This is a genomic window from Bacillus sp. TH50, from assembly GCF_016650565.1.
Lineage (GTDB): Bacteria > Bacillota > Bacilli > Bacillales > Bacillaceae_G > Bacillus_A > Bacillus_A mycoides.
The window spans coordinates 149,361-167,694 of record NZ_JAEKFM010000008.1 but is presented as its reverse complement, the minus strand read 5'-3'; the positions used below and the strand labels follow the sequence as shown (position 1 = coordinate 167,694).

18 protein-coding genes are annotated in these 18,334 nt (G+C 30.9%); 10 read left to right on the top strand and 8 right to left on the bottom strand.

Going from position 1 to position 18,334, the window contains the following annotated elements:
* Positions 1-50 precede the first annotated feature (50 nt).
* Genes JFU23_RS28865 through JFU23_RS28825 form a run of 9 tightly spaced genes read left to right on the top strand, consistent with a single transcriptional unit; the run spans position 51 to position 9,241 of the window.
* Positions 51-1,097 (top strand): XdhC family protein, encoded by a 1,047-nt coding sequence (locus JFU23_RS28865; RefSeq protein ID WP_201033404.1) that lies wholly within the window; start codon positions 51-53, stop codon positions 1,095-1,097.
* A 4-nt stretch (positions 1,098-1,101) separates the two neighbouring features.
* On the top strand, positions 1,102-1,368 hold the full coding sequence (locus tag JFU23_RS28860) for a phosphopantetheine-binding protein (RefSeq protein WP_201033403.1): 267 nt from the start codon (positions 1,102-1,104) through the stop codon (positions 1,366-1,368).
* Positions 1,369-1,370: 2 nt separating this feature from the next.
* Positions 1,371-1,838 carry a peroxiredoxin gene (locus JFU23_RS28855; protein ID WP_201033402.1) on the top strand — a complete coding sequence of 156 codons (468 nt, stop codon included), beginning with the start codon at positions 1,371-1,373 and terminating at the stop codon, positions 1,836-1,838.
* Positions 1,839-1,896: 58 nt separating this feature from the next.
* Entirely contained in the window at positions 1,897-4,236 is a 2,340-nt protein-coding gene (locus JFU23_RS28850; RefSeq protein ID WP_201033401.1) for a xanthine dehydrogenase family protein molybdopterin-binding subunit, read from the top strand.
* Positions 4,214-4,975: an FAD binding domain-containing protein gene (locus JFU23_RS28845; protein ID WP_088031205.1), complete on the top strand. Its 762-nt coding sequence runs from the start codon at positions 4,214-4,216 to the stop codon at positions 4,973-4,975. The genes JFU23_RS28850 and JFU23_RS28845 overlap by 23 nt, the downstream gene beginning before the upstream one ends.
* On the top strand, positions 4,956-6,107 hold the full coding sequence (locus JFU23_RS28840) for an acyl-CoA dehydrogenase family protein (RefSeq protein ID WP_201033400.1): 1,152 nt from the start codon (positions 4,956-4,958) through the stop codon (positions 6,105-6,107). The genes JFU23_RS28845 and JFU23_RS28840 overlap by 20 nt, the downstream gene beginning before the upstream one ends.
* Positions 6,108-6,111: 4 nt before the next feature.
* Positions 6,112-7,068 (top strand): 3-oxoacyl-[acyl-carrier-protein] synthase III C-terminal domain-containing protein, encoded by a 957-nt coding sequence (locus JFU23_RS28835; RefSeq protein ID WP_176280901.1) that lies wholly within the window; start codon positions 6,112-6,114, stop codon positions 7,066-7,068.
* A gap of 12 nt (positions 7,069-7,080) precedes the next feature.
* Entirely contained in the window at positions 7,081-8,049 is a 969-nt protein-coding gene (locus JFU23_RS28830; RefSeq protein WP_201033399.1) for a beta-ketoacyl-[acyl-carrier-protein] synthase family protein, read from the top strand.
* A gap of 25 nt (positions 8,050-8,074) precedes the next feature.
* Positions 8,075-9,241 carry an AAA family ATPase gene (locus JFU23_RS28825; RefSeq protein WP_088031201.1) on the top strand — a complete coding sequence of 389 codons (1,167 nt, stop codon included), beginning with the start codon at positions 8,075-8,077 and terminating at the stop codon, positions 9,239-9,241.
* Between the two features lie 160 nt (positions 9,242-9,401).
* Here the strand turns inward: JFU23_RS28825 and JFU23_RS28820 are convergent, their stop codons facing one another.
* The 8 genes from JFU23_RS28820 to JFU23_RS28785 all read right to left on the bottom strand — a co-directional run bounded on the left by JFU23_RS28820 (position 9,402) and on the right by JFU23_RS28785 (position 17,231).
* Positions 9,402-10,586, bottom strand: coding sequence for a hypothetical protein (locus JFU23_RS28820; RefSeq protein ID WP_201033398.1), 1,185 nt, complete (start codon positions 10,584-10,586; stop codon positions 9,402-9,404).
* Positions 10,583-10,822, bottom strand: a complete 240-nt coding sequence (locus tag JFU23_RS28815) for an acyl carrier protein (protein ID WP_088031199.1) — start codon at positions 10,820-10,822, stop codon at positions 10,583-10,585. The genes JFU23_RS28820 and JFU23_RS28815 overlap by 4 nt, the downstream gene beginning before the upstream one ends.
* Before the next feature lie 18 nt (positions 10,823-10,840).
* Complete coding sequence (locus tag JFU23_RS28810; protein WP_149191271.1) at positions 10,841-11,821, bottom strand: YpdA family putative bacillithiol disulfide reductase; 981 nt, start codon at positions 11,819-11,821, stop codon at positions 10,841-10,843.
* 6 nt (positions 11,822-11,827) lie between these two features.
* A complete protein-coding gene (locus JFU23_RS28805) occupies positions 11,828-12,787 on the bottom strand; it encodes a cysteine peptidase family C39 domain-containing protein (RefSeq protein ID WP_201033397.1) in 960 nt (319 codons plus the stop codon).
* Between the two features lie 81 nt (positions 12,788-12,868).
* On the bottom strand, positions 12,869-13,870 hold the full coding sequence (locus tag JFU23_RS28800; RefSeq protein ID WP_088031196.1) for a BtrH N-terminal domain-containing protein: 1,002 nt from the start codon (positions 13,868-13,870) through the stop codon (positions 12,869-12,871).
* Positions 13,863-14,429 (bottom strand): hypothetical protein, encoded by a 567-nt coding sequence (locus JFU23_RS28795; protein WP_193657802.1) that lies wholly within the window; start codon positions 14,427-14,429, stop codon positions 13,863-13,865. The genes JFU23_RS28800 and JFU23_RS28795 overlap by 8 nt, the downstream gene beginning before the upstream one ends.
* Before the next feature lie 126 nt (positions 14,430-14,555).
* On the bottom strand, positions 14,556-16,280 hold the full coding sequence (locus JFU23_RS28790) for a ParB N-terminal domain-containing protein (protein WP_201033396.1): 1,725 nt from the start codon (positions 16,278-16,280) through the stop codon (positions 14,556-14,558).
* 69 nt (positions 16,281-16,349) lie between these two features.
* On the bottom strand, positions 16,350-17,231 hold the full coding sequence (locus JFU23_RS28785; RefSeq protein WP_201033395.1) for a beta-ketoacyl-[acyl-carrier-protein] synthase family protein: 882 nt from the start codon (positions 17,229-17,231) through the stop codon (positions 16,350-16,352).
* A 166-nt stretch (positions 17,232-17,397) separates the two neighbouring features.
* Here JFU23_RS28785 and JFU23_RS28780 point away from each other — a divergent pair, with 166 nt between their 5' ends.
* Positions 17,398-18,321 (top strand): 3-oxoacyl-[acyl-carrier-protein] synthase III C-terminal domain-containing protein, encoded by a 924-nt coding sequence (locus tag JFU23_RS28780; RefSeq protein ID WP_201033394.1) that lies wholly within the window; start codon positions 17,398-17,400, stop codon positions 18,319-18,321.
* Positions 18,322-18,334: the final 13 nt, after the last annotated feature.

Below are 18,334 nucleotides of genomic sequence, written 5' to 3'. Positions count from 1 at the left end.
AAAATAATTTCATGTATTTATCTAATGAAAAATTTTTAAGGGGTTAATAGATGGAAACCATAGAGAAATTATTAAGTGAAACAATAAAGGGGCGAAAAACTGCATTAGCTACAGTTATAAATACTAAGGGTTCAACGTACCGTAAGCGGGGAGCTCAAATGGTTATTAATGATAAAGGAATAGGATATAGCCAGTTAAGTGGGGGGTGCATAGAAAATAACATAATTGATAAATCCTTAGACGTAATGAATAATCAAACAGGTTTTGATATTGGCAGTTATTTAAATCTTTCACAACCAGATCCTATTTTTGGTTTTGATAAAGGTTGTAAAGGCGACATGGATATTCTGATTTTAGATACTAAGCAATTACAACCACATCTTCATACTATATATAATAGTTTAAATAAAAACGAGACTGTACTAGTTGGTACCATTATTAATCATATTGATTTTAGGCTAGTAGGGGAGAGTTTTATCAAATATGAAAATTCTGATCTGAAAATTCTGAATAATTACGATTTACTAGATCCCAAAATCAAAGAGGCTTTGAAGAATGTAGAAATTAAAACAGGTTTGTATCATGATGAGAACAATAAGGTAGGCATATTTATTCAAGCGTTTTATCCCCAAAAAGAAATAATTGTTATGGGGGCAGGAAATGATGTATTTCCTATTATGGAAATAGCAAAAAAATTAAATTTTGAACTAAGAATAAATGATTTTAGGGAGAGCTTAATTAAAAGATTTACTAACAGATGCAAAGAAGTTACTTTACTTTCTAATAACATAGAGAATGTTGAATCCTATTTAATAAATATGAGTAAGAATACACCAGTTGTTATTATGAGTCATAATTTTTCGTTTGACTGTTTATGTTTAAAAAGTGCTATTGATCTAGGGTTTAAGTACATTGGTGTAATGGGACCAAGACATAGATTAAATAATTTAATGACAGAAATTGATGCTACGGAAACCAATTCTATTCATTGTCCAATTGGGCTAAATATAGCTGCACAAACACCTGAAGAAATTGCAATAAGCATTTTAGGAGAAATTATAAATTACTATAATGATCAAACAAATACATGGAGGTAATAAAATGGATCAAATTAAAGAGAGAATAGTAAAAACTTTAATTGTAGCTTCTGAAGGAGCATTAGATAAAGAAACTATTATGGAAGTTAAGGATGATATAAGTGCTTTATCTTTAAATTCGTTAACTATTATTAGATGGTTGGTAAGTATGGAGGAGGAATTTAATATTGAGTTAGATATGGAAAAGGTATTGCTAGAAAATAAATTAATTTGGTCATTTGAAAAAATAACAAAGTATATAAATACAAAAGTTAATGGGGAGGCTGTTTAATTATGATACTGGAAAATAGAATTCTAGATTTTAAACTTTTAACTTCGAATGGGAAAGAGCTACGTTTAAATGATTATTTAGGTAAATATATTGTTTTGTTTTTCTATCCTAAAAATGGAACACCAGGTTGTACAAAAGAAGCTTGTTCATTTAGGGATAATTATAGTGAGTTTCAACAACTCGAGGATGTAGAGCTATTTGGAATTAGCGCAGATAATTTAGAATCTCATCAAAAATTTAGTGATGATTACAAATTACCATTTCAGTTATTAAGTGATGAGAATTTTGAAGTTGCTAAACGATATGGTGTGTTTGAAGAGAAAAAGTTTCTTAATAAGGTTATTAAATCAATTAATCGAACCACATTTATTTTAGATAAAAAAGGTATTATCCAAAAAATTTTTACGGATGTTAATCCAAGTAATCACGCAAAAGAAGTGTTGGAAGAATTGGATAAAATTAGAAAGTAAAATACGTGGTTTTACTTTCTAACTTTTACAAATTAAATGGGGGGAATGAGGTGGTTATTTGAATACTAAACCTCTGCGGAAAGAAGATAATAGATTTATTACTGGTAAGGGGAGATACGTATGCGATATTAACCTTTCTGATATGCATTATGTTACTTTTGTCAGAAGTACAGTCCCGCATGCGTTTATTGAAGAAATTGATAAAACAGATGCCCTCATAGAAGGGGTAATTGGTATATTTACAAGTGAGGAATTAGATCCTAACCTGGGAGAGATTTCAATTGTATGGCCTGTAGAGAACCTGAAAAATCCAGGACATCCCTTGTTAGCAAAAGAAAAGGTAAGATTCGTAGGAGAGCCTATTGTCATAATAATTGCTGTAAGTAGAGAAATAGCTTTATTAGCAGCTAGTAAAGTTAAGGTAAGATATAAAAAATTAAAAGCTATTACAAATCTATTGGAAGCAATAGATAACAAAGATGTATCTGTACATGAAAATATTAAGGAAAACGTAGCTTACAATATAAAAAAAACATTTGGAGATAAGAAAGAGATTGAAAATGCAGTACATTCTTTTGAACAGAGAATCATAATTCCAAGGGTAGCACCTCTACCAATGGAGACTAGAGGAGTAGTAACTTACTATGATGAGTATCAGGATACGCTAACAATGTGGACTTCTACTCAACTTCCCCATGCTTTACGATTATCTTTATCAATTGCTTTAGGACATCCGGAAAATCGTTTGTATGTGAAATGTCCTGATGTAGGTGGGGCATTTGGTTCAAAAATGAATGTTTATAGGGAAGAAGTTCTGTTAGCTTACTTTGCTAAGAAAATAAAAAGGCCTCTTAAGTTTATAGAGACAAGAAATGAAAATTTTTGTACGACTACCCATGGTAGAGATCAAATACATGATGTAAAGGTCTACTATAATCCTGCAGGAAAAATCCTAGGAATAGATTTATTATTACATGCAAATATGGGAGCATATTTGCAAGTAGCTACACCGGGAATGCCTATCTATACTTCAAAGATGTTATCAGGGTGCTACAATATTCCTTATATAAATGTTGAAATAAAAGCATATTATACTAATCAAGTAGCCATAGATGCATATAGGGGAGCAGGAAGGCCTGAAGCAATCTATTTATTAGAAAGAATTATAGATATCATAGCTCTAAAATGTGGTATAAATCCTGTAGAAATAAGAATGAGAAATTTCATAAAATCTTATGAATTTCCTAAAAGTGTAGTTACTGGATTGACTTATGATAGTGGTGACTACCATAAATCTTTAATAAAATTAATAAAAATTAGTGAATATGAAAAATGGAAAAAAGAGCAGTTAATGAGAAGGGAAAATAAAAGTAACTATCAGTTAGGTATAGGCCTTTCGAGTTATGTAGAATTTTGTGGAACTGGTCCATCTAAGGAACATAAGGCAATCGGTTTGATGACGAGTGGTTTTGAATCTGCTGTTGTTAGGATTCATCCTTTAGGTACTGTAACTGTTATTTCTGGATCATGCCCGGCTGGTCAAGGACATGAAACTGCATGGTCATTAATAGTATCACAAGAACTAGGAATAAATTTTGAAGATATTGAGGTAATTACCGGTGAGACAAGCAATGTACCTTGGGGGGGAGGGACTTATGGTAGTAGGAGTGCTGCTGTTGGTGGAAGTGCTATATACAAGGCGTGTCAGCAAATTATTAATAAATCAAAGATATACTTATCTGCGATTTGGGACAAAGATATTCGTTCCATTCAATTTGAAAAAGGATTATTCTTCATTAATGAAAAACAGACTATGAGGATTGAAGAAGTGACACAAAAATTATACTTAGCCCATGATCTTCCAGAAGGTGTTGATCCAGGTTTAGAGGCAACGGTATTTTTTGAACCCTCTAGCCTTACATTTCCTTTTGGTTCGCATTTATGCATTGTCGAAATTAATATTTTAACTGGTGAACCCAAAATATTAGAGTATTTTGCAGTGGATGACTGTGGACATATACTTCATGAAGAGCTTGTTGAAGGGCAGATTAAAGGAGGTATAGTCCAGGGGATGGGACAAGCACTATTAGAAGAAGTATGTAATGACGAAGATAATGAAGTCCCTTTTTCACAATCTTTTCGAACATACCAATTACCAAGAGCGATGGATATTCCTAAAATCACACTAGAAAAGACAATCACCCCATCTCCCGTAAACCCTTTAAAAGTTAAAGGAGTAGGTGAAGCAGGTACAATAGGAAGTCCACCGGCTATAATAAATGCAATCGTAGATGCAATATCTATATTTGGTATAGAGCATATTGATATGCCTGCAACATCAGATAAAATTTGGTCATTAATACAGGAGGCTAACAATGGTGGAATACATGGCACCTAAAAGTCTTGAGGATGCAATAAAAGCATTAACTGTAAAAAAGGGAAAAAAAGTAATATTAAGCGGTGGACAAGTTGTAACAAACCAAATAGTAAAAGGAACTCTCTTCCCAGATACAGTTTTAGATATAACAAGAATTCCGGAACTTAAAGAAATTAGAGTAGAAGAAAATGGTGTGTTTTTAGGGGCGTGTCTTACACATACCGATATTTTAAATAATCACATAGTAGTAGAATCTCTTCCAGCTTTTTATCAAGCAGCGGGCACTATAGGAGATTTACAAGTCCGGAATAGAGCAACAATTGGTGGAACAATTTGTGATGCTAATTTGTCAGGAGATTATTGGGGGGGATGGTACCTTACTAATGCTTTAGTTTGGATAAGATCTAAAAATAACTTGAAGAAGGTACCTATAAAAGAGTTAGTAAAGGGACAAAATAAATTATATTTAAAATCAGATGAACTTATTTTGGGAATAGAAATTCCTAAAATACATAATAGTCTATATATTAAATTTTACTTAAAGAGTAGGCAAATGCTTGGTGTCACCATTGTTAATGAAAAAGCTGCTATTACAGGAATTAATGAGTATCCAATAATAATAGATTTATATAGAACTAATATTACTGAGTTATTTGATTATACTAGCATCTCGAAATATAAAAAATATAAAATTTCTATGGTTCAACATATACTAAATCAGTTTAAAGGGGGGCTTAAGGATGAAAATAGACTTATTTAAAAAATGGTTAAACCCATATGCTACAGTTGTAAGAGATCTGGCTTTAGAAAGTGATAGGGCTGGTAAACCTGTTAATACTTTTGTTGAGGATTCCTATTTCAAGCCTCTTCATTTTTTTAAAACACCTTCTAGATATTGGGATGGAATTACTTTAAAGGATGGAAATAAAGTATTCGGTACAACGGCATTAGAGAATGTCATCTTTGTAGAAGAAATAGCTTATGGAGATCCAAGTTTATATTTATCCCTTCCAGGTCCGAATCTTTCGGGAACAATAGTGGATAAAATAGGAACGCAAGAACAAAGGGATAATTTTTTTGAATATTTCATCAATAAAAATTCTTGGTCAGCTTTTGCATTAACAGAGCCAACCGCGGGGTCTGATGTAGCCAATATGCTAATGACTGCAGAAAAAGGAGAAAACAATACTTATTTATTAAATGGTCAAAAAAGATATGTAGGAAATGGGGCTATTGCAGATTATATGGTTGTTTTTGCTAAAAAGACAAAGAAAGATTTACCAAAAAATAAAAGTATTTTTTTAGATGCTTTTTTAATTAATAAAAATAATAATTTATCCAATATTAAACAGAGTGTCGATAATACACTCGGATTAAAATCGGCTCGTTTAGGAAAGATTGAGTTTACTGATTTTCTAGTAACGGAGCAAGATATTTTGGGACATGACAAGAGTTCGTTAAAAAGAGGGATAAGAGGAGCGATGGAAACATTTTTACACATGAGACCGGCAACAGCTGCAATTGCTATTGGATTAAGTAAAGCTATTATAGATTATGTACAAACATGCGTGAATCATGAATATAATAAATTTATTTTAGACAGGTTGAAATGGGAAGTTGAAAGAGGAAGAGTATTAACATTGCAGGCAGCTATTACATGTGATGCTGGTAATTTTAACTCATATTATTCATCAATGGCAAAGCAGTATATGAATGGTGTAGTAGTAAAGGTAGTTAGAGAATGCTCAAAATTAATGGGGGACTACGGATTGATAGAGCATCCTCTTTTGGAAAAGTGGTTAAGAGATGCAAGAATGATAGAGTTTATGGAGGGTTCAACCAATATATTGAAAATGGATATCAAAAATAAAATGATGAATGGTAGGTTGTAAGACTATGAATCCTATTGCCTTATCACATATATCTAGTTATATACCTAGTAAGAAAATTGATATTCCTGAAGTTGCAAGAATGATAAATGCTGTTGATTATCCGTTTAGTAAAAGCGATATTGATAGATTTGACAGCAATTTAGGTTTTAAATGTGTACCAATAGAGGAAAAATTAAGTTTGGAGGAGATGCTTTACAAGGCTTGTACTCCAACAATATGTAAATTACAAAAAGAGGGTAAAGCGATAGATAGAATAATATTGACTAGGACTTCTCAGATATATTGGCATGAGCAAAATATATTTCGTAAACTGATGCATGATTATGATTTATTGGACATACCCACATTTTCTGTTGCTCAACAAAATTGCGCTTCTATTCATACTTCTTTATTATTAGCACAACAATTACTTAATTCCAATGAAGAAATGGAAGGGATATTATTAGTAAGTGGAGATAAAGCCTTTCATCCAAGCCTACGACGTATCCCTGATTCATTATTAGGTGATAGTGCTAGTTGTTGTTATTTGAGTAAAAATCTTAAAGGGAACCACCATACAATTCAAATTATAAAAAATAATGTTGATGCGGTAACGTATAATGGCGTGAATTCTACCCCAAATCAGTTAGAATGGTTTAATACAACGTACTATTTTGCTATTAGACAAATAGTGAGGGAAGTATTAAAAGAGGCAAATCTTACATTAGAACAGATCAGCCTTATAATTGGGAGCAATGCTAACTATAAGACGTGGCTAAAAGTATCAGAAATACTTGATTTTCCTATAGAAAAATTCTATACGGACACTATAGATAAGGTAGGACATTTATACTGTTCAGATATTCTATTTAATTTACAAATGATTGATATAGAAAAAAAAATAAAACCAGGTTCTTATTATCTAACTATTACAGTGGGGCTAGGAGGTACATATGGTTGTGCTTTACACCAGTATCTATAAGGAGGTCATAGTGTGAATAGTTTTTTTTTATCAATTTTAAATGTTGAAAATCCCTTATATGCTAATAAGGCAGACTATTTGCAAGATTTTAATAAAAAGCAAACGAACGTAGACAGCGCTTTGGATTGGCTGTTCGAGGATAATATTCATAACATACCGTCAATTCATGATTCAAAAAAACAAGAAGAGTTTCTTTCAAAAACAATCAAAGTACCTACATTCAATGCTCCTCATTCAGATATTTTACTAAAATTAATAAGTGAATCTAATATACCCGCTGATGAAATAGATGTATTATGTTACTGTCATGAAACGTTAGAACAAAGTCATAGTATGTTACCTGTACTTAAGGCTAAGAAGGAATTAAAATTAAAAAAAGCTTTGCCATTTTCAATTGGGCAAGCAGGCAGCTTAAGTAGTATTATGGCTATGGACATAGCGAAAGCTCTATTGAACAATGGGTATAAAAATTTTCTGGCTACTATTGTAGATTCGATGCATGCTCCTTTTTCACGTTCTGCTTTTAATGGCTATACAAAAGGGGATGTGGCAATTTCTTTGCTATTAAATAACCAGAATGGTGATTACAAAATTAAATATTTTAAAGTATATCCTACCTGCCATAATATAAGTCCTGCGCATTGGAGTATCAATGATTATTTAACTGCTGAGGATTTACTAGTTGCAAAATATAGAGAATTATTGGATGATATTAATAATAAAGAACATTCAATTAAATGGACAGTATATCAGAACGTATCCAATAGATTAGATAATATGTTTAAAGAGATAGGATTTAACAAAGGATTAAATTCTTGGAATCGAATAAAATCTCAAGAGATAAATCTATTAAGTAGTGATGTTTTTTTATCACTACTAGATTTAGAGTCTAATAAGAAATTAAAACCAGGAGATGATATATTGCTTGTATCTGCAAGCATTGATCATGGGATTGCAGGGGTAGTTTTAGAAAAAATGTGAGAGAGTTAGAGTGGGGGAAAAAGTAATGGTAAAAATATTAACAGAATTCCTTAGACCTAAAAGTATGGAAGAGGTCCTAGGACAGTCTCATTTAAAAAAGAAAAATCATCCTATTATGAAAATGCTAGAGAATAAAAATCTTAAATCTATCCTACTATATGGTCCCCCAGGTACAGGTAAATCGAGTTTAGCAAAGATTTTAGCAAAATCATCGGATCTGCCTTTTGAAGAGATGAATGCAACAGTAAATTCAACTGGTGATATTCGAGAAGTAATCGAAAAGCACTCCAGTTCTTTTGTGCTGATATTAGATGAGATTCACTATTTAAATAAAAGGTTGCAAAGTATTTTATTATCGTATATGGAAGAAGGGAAAGTTATTTGTATTGGTACAACAACTGAAAATCCATATAAAACAATCGCGGATGCTATTCGGTCCAGAATGTTTTTAACAAAAGTATATCCTCCAAACAGAACAGAAGTGAAGTTATTAATCCAGAAAATAAAAAAAATTTTTAATAATATTGAGATTGAGCCTGAAGCAGAAGAATTAATAATGGGTGCGTATGAGAATGATGTTAGAAAGTTTATAACGACCTTAGATTTATTATTTAATATAGAAGAGAATATTATAACCTTAGAGGATGTACAATCAGTTTTAGGAATTACTCAAGGGGATGATCCTTCAAAGTTAATGTCAGCTTTTATTAAATCTCTACGTGGGAGTGATGAGAATGCGTCACTCTACTATCTATGTCGTATGATACGCGTTGGAGTTCCAGGTAGCCAAATATTTAGAAGGCTGTCTATTTTTGCAGCTGAAGATGTAGGACTTGCAAAACCTGATGTTATGCAGTCTATTGCAAGTGCGCAACAATTATATAATAATCTAGGCGATGAAGAATACGACTCAATATTAATATTAGCAAATTTGGTAGTGTATCTTTCTTTAATTCCAAAATCAAGAAGTATTGTTGAAGCTGTACAAACAACATTTAAGGAAATTGAAAGTGGATATTTACCGAGTGTGCCAGAATATTTGTTGAACTATTATAAAGGAAATAAAAAAGCGGGGGAAATAGACACTCCTTTTCTGCCTGAATCGTGTAGAAACAGAGTATTTTTTACGCCATGGGATGTGGGACAAGAGGCAAGTGTAAGGAAGTTTTTGGAAAAGAGAAGGAATAGCTAGATAGATAATTATTAAGGAGGAAATTTTTTAGTTAAGTACAAACATAACAAATACCAATCTAAACTTAGATTGGTATTTGTTATGTTTGTAAAAATATATTAATGCTCATTTTTATATTGAGAATGATAAGGTTGTAATGATAAATATTTAAAATGCATTATTATCCCTTTAAATACTTTGAAAATAATTCTTTAATTTTTTCGGGCCATAGTTGGGTATCTAAACCATACTGAGCCAAGAATGCAAATATCCATCTCTCTAAACCAAATGCCATACAACTCGTAGAGGCAAATTCATTATTATTTTTAATTGAAAAAGCTTGTCCAAAAACATTACCATGGTAATTAGATGAACTTACTGAAATAGAACTATTTAGATAAGGAATCTTGAATTTTAACTCATACTTCATATCCAGATCTCTTTGGAAAAAAGATTTAACTTTATAATCATCTGTAAAAAATGGATCATTAGCATTTTCAAGGAAAGAATCAATTTCCCATATGTTAAGAAATTCTTTCAATAATATAATTGATTTTTCACGCATTGATTTTACGTATTCGTCACTACCGATAAAGATAATTTCTCTCATTGAAAAATCAAGTAATCTGCCAAAATCTGAATGATTATTTGATTCATATCGGCTACATCTTCCAACAGATGTTATTGTACTCCCCTCATTAGGGACTTCTTTATTTTCTAAACTTTGATAACAATGGTAGCAAACAGCTGGATTTTTAACAAGGCTAGTTGTTCTGACGTCATTAGGTTTAATCATATCTGCATTCAAACCATCGTTCGCTCTTACATTTTCTGTGAACTTATCTATATTCGTTAACTCTTCTTCTAAATGTTGAGTAAATAGTACATGATGCGGGAAAGAAGTGAAGTGATTGGTTTTATTTAAAGTATCCATTGAAATTAATGTAGGATAATATTCATTTACAGCACCTAGTGGTTTTGCAACATAATCAACAATTAATTGGTCTAAAAAAAGGATTAAGTCTGAGAAAGGGGGACGGAATGTGAAGATTCCCTCATGATTTTTCACAATAATATTTTGATCTATAAGTTGTGTAAATATGTCATTTATATAAGGTGGTTGTACCGAATGCTCATGAATAATTTGACTTTTAAAAGGAAGATTCCTTCCTCCTGAAATTCTTTCTGTTAACTTGTGGACTAGTTTTTCTAGATGAATAGTAATTTTTTCAGTATGATCAATCTTAATTTTATCATGATCAATTTTACAAGAGATAATATTATTATTTAAAAAACGAAGCAGGTACTGGAATTGTTGGAATTCTTCTTCATTTTTTGTGAAATTATCAATAATTAGCTCATTCATTTCAAAACAACTCCTTTTTTATTTTGTACAAAAGTTATTATTTTATTAATAGTAGTAAAATTATCTAGTGTTAATTCTTCATCAAATACTTCAAATTCAAAATAAACTTCTAAGTCTACAATAAAATGCATAAATGCAATAGAGTTGAAACCAACGAATAATAAGTCTTGATCATCGTCTGTATTACTATCAATGTGAATTTGTTTTTGAAGCAACTCAATAATAGAATCTCGCATAAAATCTTCTCCCTAATTTTAAATATATAATTTATTTTTATTTAAGATACTCTGAATTATTTTTTCGCCATGAAAGCGTCCGTCTGAAATAGTGATAGTATTAACATCGGATCCTCCAGCGACCACACCACAACAATATATACCTTGGATATTTGTTTCTAAAGAGTCTTTGTTGTATTTTGGTATATTTGTAACTTCGTCGAACTCAACCCCAAGTGATTGGAGTGGAACATAGTTAGGTTGGAATCCAATGAGCTTTAACACAAAATCATTTTTAATATGTTTTACGCCATCTGGAGTATTGATAGTTACAGTATTTTCTGTAACCTCTTGTATGTTAGAATTAAAATAGGCAGTAACTTTTCCTTCATCTATAGCCTTTCGTACAGATGCCAACATCCACCTTTTTGGTGTATAACTGAGATTCGATCCTCTGTGGACAAGAGTAACCTTTGCATCCACAGTTAGTAAATCCATTATGGCCTCCAAACCAGAGTGTCCTGTTCCAACAACAACAACATTTTGATTAGAATATGGATGAGATTCTGTAAAATAGTTTTTTACTTTGTTCAAGTCTTCTCCAGGGATATTTAAATTTCTAGGATTATCAAAGAAGCCTGTGGCAAAAACAACATTTTTTGTATGATAGATTCCTTTATCCGTACGGATTTCATAAGACGTTTGAGTCATTTTATTAACTGAAGAGACATCTAAAACCTCTTCATATTGTTTAATATTCAAATTAAAATATTTGGAAACCTTATAGTAATATCTCATCGAGTCTTGTTTTGTTGGGGGACCATACTTTAAAGAGAAAGGAATAGAATCTATTTCAAAATCTTCAGGAGGTCCAAAAAGCGTAACATATGTAGGGAATTTAGAAATAGTGTTTACAATACAGCCTTTTTCAATAACTAGGTAATCAAGTTTAGATTTATGAGCTTCTACAGCTGCAGCAAGACCACAGGGGCCAGCTCCAATGATAATAAGATCCTTCATTTATAATTACTCTCCTTTAGTTAGTTGTTCATATAAGGGTAATATTTCTTTTTTTATTTGGATGATTTCTTGCAAAGTATTTAATGAACGACTAATTAGTGTATCGTTCTTAGTCAGATGGGCTTTTAATATATAATTTGCAACCAATTTCCATTTGTGATCTAATTCGTGGAATGCATTTTCTAATACAGGATGTCCAAAATAAGTATTAATAAAATCTGCATGTTGAGCTCTATAAGATCCCATATGCTTTAGTTTAGAAAAAAGATTTATTACCTTTATATAATCTTGCAAATAGTCATCTCTTTTCTCCAAATCCGTATATAAACTTTCAACTCCTAATAAGCCAGAAGAGTTAGAATTTTTTTGTGTCATATGTTTGTAGTTTGATTGAATTAATTCAGTTAGTGTATTTTGGTTAAAAGTATGTTCAATTTTTTCGATGCTAGCAATAATTATAGGGTGTTCTATATGGAATGCCTTTTTTATAGATTCTTCAATAATATTACGATTAACTTTAGTAAAGGAAGGTGTAGTGAAAAAATCTACAATATGATACTCCTGATTAATAGGATCATATCCTCTAATAAGTAAATAGTGATTTTCATGAAACTTTTGAAAGCATATATTATCATGTGGCAAGTCAAACCTATCAATAAAAACCATTGGTAATCTAGTTTTACTAAGAGAGGAAATAATTATTTGATGATAGTCTACTATAGGTTCCTCTATAGCCGTAAGTTGAATATTAAAATAATCATTAAGAAGTCTATTTCTTTCAAATGGTGAATTAAATAGACTTAATGAGAAGAAAATCAGGGGATCTTTTTTATAATTAAAACGCCAAAAAGATCCTGTTACTTCTTGAAAATTAACTTTACCCAAACCTTTTAAGGCAGCCATACAATATACTGTAATACAATCTGCGAGCTGATTATCCATATGTGCTATTTTTAATTTCTTCATTTTATACTCCTTTTACAGCTTAGTCATATTAGATAGTTTTAATGAAGAGGGATAGAGAACTAAGTAATCAAATATATAGTACTAATTAATACTACTGGATAATTTTATAAGCTGTTTAATATATTGTTCTTCTTTTTCTTTCAATTGAGATACCCTATCAAAAACCTTTTGTGAGAAGTGATCATTACGTACAACATTACGAAGTGCTAGGTTAGCACAAATCTTGTATTCTTGTGCTAAATCTGTAAGGATTTGTACCAGAGTAGTTGTTTCTTTTGAGGTATCATATTTCTCGAGAAATTCTCCAAATACATATCGAGAATTTCCCAATTCATTAAAGTCTTCATAGAGCTCCTCGAGAGTTGCTTGACGTAATTCTTCGTCCATATCTTGATTGATTGAATTTAACTTATGATAAATATCTTTAAAGACGTCTAATCCTTGTGAGAAGATATAGGATTCATCAAAAATCTTATATGACACGGGCAAACCAACTTGGTCAGTAGAAAGAAGGCTCGTTAGGTTTATATTTATAGATTTTTGATATGATTGCTTAGCAAAAGACTTATAATTTTTAGTACTTAAAGAATAATACTGATAACTTGATGGTTGTAACAGTTCTTTAGATCCTTCGACAGCTTTTTGAAGATCTTCTTCACTCAGATCGCCTACGAAATGATAGTAATGATCGATTAATTTATAATTAGACTCTTCTTTTTTCCAAATTTCCATCCAGTGAAAATTATGTTGAACTTGGTATCTAGATGAGTAAGGGAGAAAGAAAGTATCGACTGGCGCAATTACTTGTATCCCCTTATCGAGGGTAGAATCTAAACTTTCCCTGTAATCATTAAAGTTGGAAAATGTTTTATGTTCAGGTACTAGGTTAGAAAATTCAGAAATCTCTTCATTAAAAAAACTCATTCTAGGTATAAACCTTACCGAGTTATCTGGACGTTTAATAGTATAGAGTTGACTAAGAAACCACAGGCCTTCAATTTCTACCTCTTCATGAATTACTCCTGTAACCGTCATAGTTAAGCAATTATGATAGGGATGAGTAAATAGTTTGGATTTATTCAATTGTTTCACCTCTTAATGTAATTGAGAATATATGGATAAAGGGATTGCTACCTAATTTAATTTCATCGAAAGCAATATTAGAAGGCAGTTGTTCCTGATGACAATATATCTTGGGTTGTAAGCTGAATAAATCAAGATTTTTGTTTCTAGTAAAAGGACATTCTAAAATAATTGGATCCCCAAACCAGGAGGTTTCTGAAACAAATTCTGTTAATGCTAATTTAAATGTATAAACTGTTTTGTTATTAAATAGGAGTTGAACATCATCATAAAAGTTACCATTATTTGAAGAACCAAGTATATAGAGGTCAGTAAATTTCCCTTTAGGAACTTGAATAGTTTGATAATCTAAAGTTAAATTATCGAAACCCTCACTAGTCTTCGTTGGAAAAAGAAATGAAGTATTTTCCCAATGGAATTTTTCTCCGTATTTAGGGAGATGTTCTGCTGGATAAAATGAAATTCCTAAGCTAAAACTACTATCATTAATAGGTTCATTTTCACCAAGAATACCATGATTATTAAATAAATCACTTAAATTAAGGTGGTAATCTTTCAATATAAATCCCTCACTTTTTACAATAGTTATTAACATGAGCTTATAATACTTTTGTCTATGTGGACCATAAATCATTTGTTAAGAAAACGTTAGCGTATTATTCAATTAAGAAATGTAAAAGTAATTCTATTCGAGTATATAGACATCTTCTGTATATTTTCTTAGGCGATGTTTATAAGAAAGTATTTTCTTTTGGAAAGATTCGTCATCTTTTTGATCTAAAAGATGTAAGGGCATTTTTAGGTTTAATAATCGATCTGGAATTAATAATCGAGTCATTCCTGGTGGGGTAATATAATGATAGTCTCTCAATTCCTTAAATTCTTCTAATGTAAAAGGCTGAAAAGAAAGATACTGTTTACCAGGTTCTAAAAAGTCTGGCGGTTCTGGAAGTCTTTCAATTTCATCTTTATTTAAATAACTTGAAGATATTTTGTGAAGTATTTCTAAACGTAATTTTAAAGATTTTGGTCCTAGAAATACTGTAGTTTGATTAGAACGAAATAAAGTAAACATCGGAACCTCTTTAGCATAATAATTATTATTAATGATTTCTATATAATCAGGTATGACATGTGTCCATGATAGAATTTTAAGTTTAGGATGATCCAAGTCTACTTTTTGTACTATAATGTTATTGATATTCATCTCTATTAAAGATTTAGCCCTGTGTAATCCATCTAATATTAAATAGGTATTATCATGACAGACAGTTACCATAGGAGGATTATTTAAATATTTTAGGCTATGAATGTCATTTGTAATACGTTTCAATCTATGTGGGTCGTGATCTTCATGAAATCGTAAAGAATCTATTGGAATTAAATCTAAATTATTTAAGATAGACAAAATTATCAGCTCTCTCTTTTTTAATAGTAATAGTCCAATATGTGAAAGCGGACCAACTTGTAGTAATAAAATGTTATCATTAGCATCTAAAACGCCAGTTTGTTCAGCTTGCTCTAATGAAACTAAACAATCACTAGTCAGAAGATTACTGCTAGTAGCAATGGTCCTTTTGAAGAGTTTTAGTTCGTTTTTTTGAGTATACATTTCTAATGCTTCAATGAAATATTCACTCAAATTTTGTGCGATTATCCATTTTATGGCATGGGTATTAATAAATTCATCTAATAATTTGCTTGTAATAGAAATCAATTTTTCTTCAAATAAATTATAATCTGTTATACTCCACCTTAGCGGTGTAGGAGTTGAAGAAAAAGAATGTAAAGTGTAGTCAATAATGCGATACTGTCCATTGTCTTTACTAAAAATACAGGAAGCAGAACTATCTCCCTTAGGATAAGAGTTGAAAAAAATTCTAGGGTGGGGTGGACATACTTGATCAGTAGTAGTAATGATAGAAAATGTCTTTTTTGAATTTTGCTTGTGCAAAGTATCTAACAGAAATATAGAACTAGTAAAAGCAGCAGAACCTTGGTGACTTATCGAGAAGGGTATAGAACCTTTTAACTTCAGTTTTTTTTTCACTTTTAAAGCAGGAGTTAAATAGATACTAGGCTCGTTTGTATCATGACAATATGCAAAGTATAAGGGGTCTCTTTTTGATGTTTTACCCACTAATTTTTTTGTTGCTTCTAATGCCAAATCAGAAGAAGTTTCATTTAAAGATATTGGCAGTGAATTATTTGGAAGAATAAACTGTAAATTTGTTCCATCATAATTATTATCTAATCCGTATTCTTTGTTCAAAGAATATAATGGGAATTTCCGTTTTTGAGATTCAAATTTCTTAATAATATTCTCTTGATTTATAAGATTATTTTTTTGTATTTTGCGAGAATTGGGAACATAAGTTGTTATGTTCGAAATGAATATATTTGAGTTCATGAATTACACCTCTTGATTAACATTTGAATAAGGTACATCCAAAAGTACCACCTATTCCAGCAGTTAATGTTACATAATAATCTCCTGGATGAATTTTTTTGAATATATTGCATGGTGAAGATTAAGAATAGGATCAGAATTATGTGCATGTCCAGTATTAGATAAAGTAGGGAAATAGAATTTCTCAATAGGTATTTTTAAAATTTTTCCTATGTTACTCCAAGTTGGGAAGTTTATATTACTTGGAATAATTAGAGTGATATCATCTGAATTGAAATTAGCGTCTTTTAAAAGGGACTTTAGATTTTTTATTATTCCTGTTGAGACACTTTTTAGAAACCAATCAAATTCCTCTGGAGCAGATGCTTCCCCATTAAAAATAGTAGCATCTACATTAATATTAGATGCGATGATTTGATTTTGCTGTGAACCTTTTGAAACCAAGACGGCACAAGCAGCATCTCCCATTACAGAACTTTCCTTGAGATACCTAAAGTCTTTTACAAATGTTTTATCACTTGTTAAAATTAAGACACTTTTTGCGTGATTATTATTTAGTAGCCATGTATGGGAGAGAGATAGTAAAAAATCCATTCCTGCACAATTCAGATTTGCTACTGACATACTGTGTGCATTATGAAAGCCAAATTGATCTTTAATAGCTAGAAGTGGTTCAGATAGAAAAGGTGAAAATTGCAAGATTGTATGGGTAAATAAAATTAACCCAACATCTGTTGAATCAATTTTATTGTGCAACATAAGGTTCTCTATAGCCGCAATTAACATCTCATTAGCATTTTTTTCAGTTTCAACAGCTACTTCTTTTAAGTGATGAGTATTCATTAGTACATCAAGTTCATTTTCAGATAAATATAAGGTACTTGCTAATTCTTTTAAATTTACGCGATTGTTAGGAACGTAAATACCGATTCCCTGAATGCCTATCCTCATCTAGTTCCTCCTAATAGTATTTATTATTAAAGCTAAGGTACAATAAATACCATATTTAACTACATCAATCTAAAGTTAATGACATGTTAAAAATACTGAATATTCTTAAAAAAATACATTTATTGAGTTATTATAAGTTTAAATTTTATTAAAAGAGGTGTATTTAATGTATTTGCATAAGATTTCCACGTATAGACCAGAAAAGAGAGTAGATATTTATGATATTAAAGAATCAGTTGGACTAAGTGATAAAGAATATGAGAGAATAACGGATTTTCATAAGTTAAGATATATTATGGATTCTGGTACAGAGACCTCATATAGTATGGTGAAAAAATCAGTTAAAGATTTATTTGAAACTAACAAAATAATCCCTGATGATTTAGGGGGAATTATATATGGACATGCCATGCAAAGTCATCCTGATGGTAACGTGTTTTTAGAGAAGTTAAAAAAAGAATTTGATTTAGGGGATATCCCAGCATTTACAATTTCAGATTTGAATTGTGTAACACCAATAACAGCTATTGAAATAGCGACTAAATTACTTGAAAATTCCAACAAAAAATATATTTTGCTACTATTTGCTGAGAAGATGTATACTGATTCAATGCGAAAAATTGAGGACATGACTGTATTCTCCGATGGGGCAGCAGCATGTTTAATATCTTCTCAGGGTGATAGTAATAAAATCATATGTGTTAATCAATTTGTAGACTCTAAAGTATCAAGTTTTGGGGAATGGGATGATCAATCATACCGTTGGTTTCAAATGTCATATTTTTTGGGTATAAAGAAAATACTTAAATTGACAGAGAAAAAATCCAATATTAATTTACAAGATATTAAACTCATAATCCCGCATAATGTGAATTTTGATACTTGGGAGTTAGCCTCACGTTCTTTAAACATCCCGTTTGAAAATATATATACAAACAATATAGCTAAATTAGGGCATGTTAGCGGTTGTGACTTATTACTTAATCTTCAGGATTCCTTATATGAATTTGATATCCCAAAGGATTCATATTATTTAATGTTAAGTGTGGGCCTTGGAGGTGCTTATGGTAGTGTTCTAATGAGAAAATAATATTAATATATAA